The sequence below is a fragment of the Lutibacter sp. genome, from assembly GCF_040883305.1.
Taxonomy (GTDB): Bacteria; Bacteroidota; Bacteroidia; order Flavobacteriales; family Flavobacteriaceae; genus Lutibacter.
The window spans coordinates 1-4,802 of the sequence record NZ_JBFLKT010000413.1; the positions used below are offsets into that span (position 1 = coordinate 1).

Consider the following 4,802-nt stretch of genomic DNA (forward strand, 5'->3'; position numbering starts at 1 on the left):
AAAACATCGGTACTGTTGGTCAAGCAATTAGCTATATAGAAGACGCGAAAAAGTAATTTTATATGGAAATTAAACGAGTTGTAGTCACTGGACTTGGCGCATTAACACCAATTGGAAACACTGTTGAACAATATTGGAATGGCCTCATTAACGGAGTTAGTGGTGCCAATCCAATTACGTATTTTGATGCGTCCAAGTTCAAAACTCGTTTTGCTTGTGAGCTAAAGGACTTTAAAGTTAATGATTTTATTGACAGAAAAGAAGCTCGAAAAATGGATAGATTTACGCAGTATGCTATGGTAGCAACTGATGAAGCCATTGAAGATTCTAAAATAGATTTAGAAAAAATTGATAAAAATAGAGTTGGAGTTATTTGGGGAGCCGGAATTGGTGGTTTAGAAACATTTCAAAATGAATGTTTAAACTTTGCTGCTGGAGATGGTACACCTAGATTTAATCCGTTCTTTATACCTAAAATGATAGCTGATATTGCACCTGGACAAATTTCCATAAAATATGGATTTAGAGGTCCTAACTTTGCAACAGTTTCAGCTTGTGCATCATCATCTAATGCAATAATTGACGCCTTAAACTACATTCGTTTAGGATATGCAGATGTTATGGTTTCTGGTGGTTCAGAAGCAGCAGTTACAATTGCAGGTATGGGTGGTTTTAATGCACTGCAAGCACTATCTACAAGAAATGATGACCCAACAACAGCCTCAAGACCATTCGATAAAGATAGAGATGGTTTTGTTTTAGGTGAAGGCGCCGGGACTTTAATACTTGAAGAATATGAACATGCCCTGGCTAGAGGCGCAAAAATTTATGCCGAAGTTGGTGGTGGCGGATTGTCTGCTGATGCTTATCATATTACAGCACCACATCCAGATGGTTTAGGGGCTTATAATGTAATGGCGAACTGCTTAAAAGATGCTGGTTTAAAACCAGAAGATGTTGATGCCATAAATATGCACGGAACCTCAACACCGCTTGGTGATATTGCTGAATCTAAGGCAATTGTAGAAGTATTTGGTGAACACGCTTATACACTTAACATTAACTCAACCAAGTCAATGACTGGTCATTTATTAGGTGCTGCTGGAGCAGTAGAAGCAATTGCTTCAATACTTGCTATTACTAAAGGCATAGTGCCACCTACAATCAATCATTTTACTGATGATGATCAAATTGACAGTAAATTAAATTTTACGTTTAATAAACCTCAAAAACGTACTGTAAAAGTTGCCATGAGTAACACATTTGGCTTTGGAGGGCACAACGCTTGTGTACTCTTTAAAAAATTTGAATAACAAAACATCTGAATGAACTTCATTCGAAAAATTATTGACACTCGTACAAAAAACGATGAGGCTTTTTATAAAGATTTAAAAAAAATAATAGGATTTAATCCTAAAAACTTACAGTATTATAAAAAAGCATTTATTCACCGCTCCATAAAAGAAGTAGATAAAAAAACTGGACTTCCACTAAACTATGAACGCTTAGAGTTTTTAGGTGATGCTATGTTAAGCTCTGTAATTGCATCTTATTTGTTTCAAGAAGTACCTTCTGGAGATGAAGGTTATTTAACCAAAATGCGTTCTAAAATAGTAAGCAGAGAACATTTAAACGAACTAGGTAAAGATTTAGATTTATTTCGTTTCGTGCGAAGCAATGTAGTAAAATCTAAATTTGGAGAAAATATACACGGCAATATTTTTGAAGCTTTAATTGGAGCAATTTATTTAGATAGAGGCTATACCTATTGCAAAAAATTTATTTTTAAAAGAGTAATTATTCCATATGTAGATGTGCCAAAATTAGAAGGAAAAATTACAAGTTATAAAAGCTTATTTATTGAATGGTGTCAAAAAGTTAAAAACGATTTTGCCTTTGAAGTATATGAAGACTCTGGCAATGATACTATAAAACATTTTAGTGTAAAACTATTTTTAGATGGTAAAATAATAGCTAAAGGTAGAGCAACTTCAAAAAAGAAAGCCGAAGAGACTGCTGCTAAACGTGCGTATTATGCCTTTCAACAAGAGATCTCTAATTTGTAATTTAATTTTTTTCGAATACGATTTCGTAAAATAATTAGTTACTATAACTAAACAGTAGTACTTTTACAAACTCAATTTTCATTCTATTTATGCAAGTATTTACATTTGATTTAGAAGATGATTATTTATTAATTGGGATTCATTCAACTGAAGAAGATTATAGATTGGCATATTTAATTAATAAATATTTAAAGACTAAATTTATTAAATATAAACATAGTTTAGACTTTAAAGATTCTAATGTCGAATTCCCTTTATTTGAATATAAGAATGAAAAAACATACTTAAATTACTATTTAATTAACAACAAATGTTTACACGTTGTTAACGAACAATACAATACTGGTTTATTTGGAGGAAATTATAGTACAACTTCTTATTTATTACCAGAAAAAAAGAAAGTCGATTTTCTATTAAAAATTGAAGGATGTACTCAAGAATTTATTTTAGAAATAGTTGAAAAATTAAATAAAATAAACCAGATTATAACTTCATATCAAATAGAAACCGACACATTAAAATCAAAAAATAATCTAATTTTTTAACAATGGCAGAAAATAGAAAACGCACCAAAATTGTAGCAACATTAGGTCCCGCTTGTGGAACTAAAGAAATAATAGAACGCATGATGGAGGCTGGTGTAAATGTGTTTAGAATAAACTTTTCACATGCAGATTATTCGGATGTAGAAGAACGCGTTAAAATCATAAGAGAAATTAATAAAAAACGCAACTTTAACGTAGCGGTTTTAGCAGATTTGCAAGGTCCAAAATTACGAGTTGGTATTATGGCAGATGGCGTAGAACTTGAAGAAGGTGATACTTTTACATTTACTACAGAAAAATGCGAAGGTACCAACCAAAAAGCATTTATGACCTATCAGAATTTTCCAAAAGATGTGCAAAAGGGCGAGCAAATTTTGGTAGATGATGGTAAATTATTGTTTGAAGTTATTGCTACAGATTCCGCATCAAATGTTACTACTAAGGTGCTTAGAGGTGGTCCTTTAAAATCTAAAAAAGGTGTTAATTTACCAAATACTAAAATCTCCTTACCAGCACTTACTGAAAAAGACAAAAAAGATGTTGTTTTCGCAATTGGCTTAGCTGTTGATTGGATTGCATTATCTTTTGTTAGAACACCAGAAGATTTAATACAACTTCACGATATTATTAAAGCAAATACCGATTATAAAATTCCAATAATTGCAAAAATTGAAAAACCAGAGGCAGTTGCCAATATTGATAGGTTAACACCACATTGTGATGCTTTAATGGTGGCTCGAGGCGATTTAGGTGTAGAAGTACCAATGGAAAAAGTGCCTTTAATTCAAAAACGTTTGGTTTTAAAAGCCAAAAAAGCACATATTCCAGTTATTATTGCTACACAAATGATGGAAACTATGATTGATAATCAAGTTCCAACAAGAGCAGAAGTTAATGATGTTGCAAATTCAATAATGGATGGTGCGGATGCTGTTATGTTATCTGGAGAAACATCTGTTGGTGCATTTCCTTTAGAAGTTATTAAGCAAATGCGTAAAATAATTGAAAGTGTTGAAAATTCTCCATTAATTTCAACACCAGAAACTTACGTACAGTGTATTAACGAACGTTTTATTTCAAAAACTATTTGTCATCAAGCTGCTTTAATGGCAAATTCTATAGATGCCGAAGTTATTACTACATTAACAGATTCTGGTTTTACTGCATTTCATATTTCATCTTGGAGACCAAAATCTAACATTCTTGTATTCTCTTCAAACAGAAGAATTTTAGCAATGTTAAATTTACTTTGGGGTGTTAAAGGAATTTATTATGATAGATTTGTAAGTACAGACCAAACAATTGAAGATATTAATAATTTAGCCGCTGAAAGAGGTTATTTACACGAGGGTGATTATGCCATTAACATTACCTCAATGCCTGTGAAAAAGAGAGGTATGGCAAATACAATGCGTATTACAGAATATAAAAAGTAGTTAGAAATTTATAATTAATTACTTTTTAAGGTAGCATATAAAGCAAAAGAAGCTAACCAATGGGCTCCGGCATATTCGCCAGAGTCCATTTTTTTATAGCTATACTCAAAGTGTTTATTTGCTAATTGAATCATTTTTTCATTTCCAAGTTCATTTCCAATTTCATATAAACACCAGGCTCTACTAAAGTTTAAACCATCTAAATGTGCTAATTTTCCATCAGATCTGTCTGTAACTTCTGCAACTTCTAAATATGCTGCAGGATCATTTCTAAAATCTGGTAAAAAAGCATCTAACCAAGCTATATATTCATTTTCAGGAAGTACTTTTAGCATTAAAGCCGCTTCTTGCAAACAAGGTGATAAAAAATCGAATCCTCCTGGCTCCCAGGTTATTGGGCATCCCTTATCAGTTAAATAATATGCTGTTGCTTTTTCAATAATAATTGTTTCCAGTTCTGGTGAGTATTTTTTAGCATAATCTAAGGCAAAAGACATTCCAAAAGCTGTATTCGGATGCTCTCCTACTCTAATTGGATACTTTAGTTTGGGAAGAAATTCAATATATTTTTTCTCAATTAAATCTACCAATGGTTTTAAATTCTCATTTAACTTAATCGCTTCTGGTGTATTCCAATCTTGCAAGGTTTCTGAAACTTTCAACAACCAGGCCCAACCGTAGGTGCGTTCAAAAGTTTTGTTATGTACATCGTCAAAATAAGCAACTTCTTTTAAAATGTTTTCTTTAGTTAAGTT

General features: G+C 32.1%; 5 protein-coding genes. 4 read left to right on the plus strand and 1 reads right to left on the minus strand.

Going from position 1 to position 4,802, the window contains the following annotated elements; translation table 11 throughout:
* Window positions 1–62: 62 nt before the first annotated feature.
* The 4 genes from fabF (at window position 63) to pyk (ending at window position 4,047) form a co-directional block, all read left to right on the plus strand.
* A complete protein-coding gene (gene fabF / locus AB1Z17_RS13330; RefSeq protein ID WP_368052262.1) occupies window positions 63–1,313 on the plus strand; it encodes a beta-ketoacyl-ACP synthase II in 1,251 nt (416 codons plus the stop codon).
* Between the two features lie 12 nt (window positions 1,314–1,325).
* The gene (rnc, locus tag AB1Z17_RS13335) at window positions 1,326–2,066 is read left to right on the plus strand and encodes a ribonuclease III (protein ID WP_368052263.1); all 741 of its coding nucleotides are present in this window, start codon (window positions 1,326–1,328) and stop codon (window positions 2,064–2,066) included.
* 89 nt (window positions 2,067–2,155) lie between these two features.
* Window positions 2,156–2,611 (plus strand): IPExxxVDY family protein, encoded by a 456-nt coding sequence (locus AB1Z17_RS13340; RefSeq protein ID WP_368052264.1) that lies wholly within the window; start codon window positions 2,156–2,158, stop codon window positions 2,609–2,611.
* Window positions 2,612–2,613: 2 nt separating this feature from the next.
* Entirely contained in the window at window positions 2,614–4,047 is a 1,434-nt protein-coding gene (gene pyk / locus AB1Z17_RS13345) for a pyruvate kinase (protein WP_368052265.1), read from the plus strand.
* A 14-nt stretch (window positions 4,048–4,061) separates the two neighbouring features.
* Here pyk and AB1Z17_RS13350 read toward each other — a convergent pair.
* On the minus strand, window positions 4,062–4,802 hold a 741-nt coding region (locus AB1Z17_RS13350; RefSeq protein ID WP_368052266.1), incomplete at its 5' end, for a DUF2891 domain-containing protein.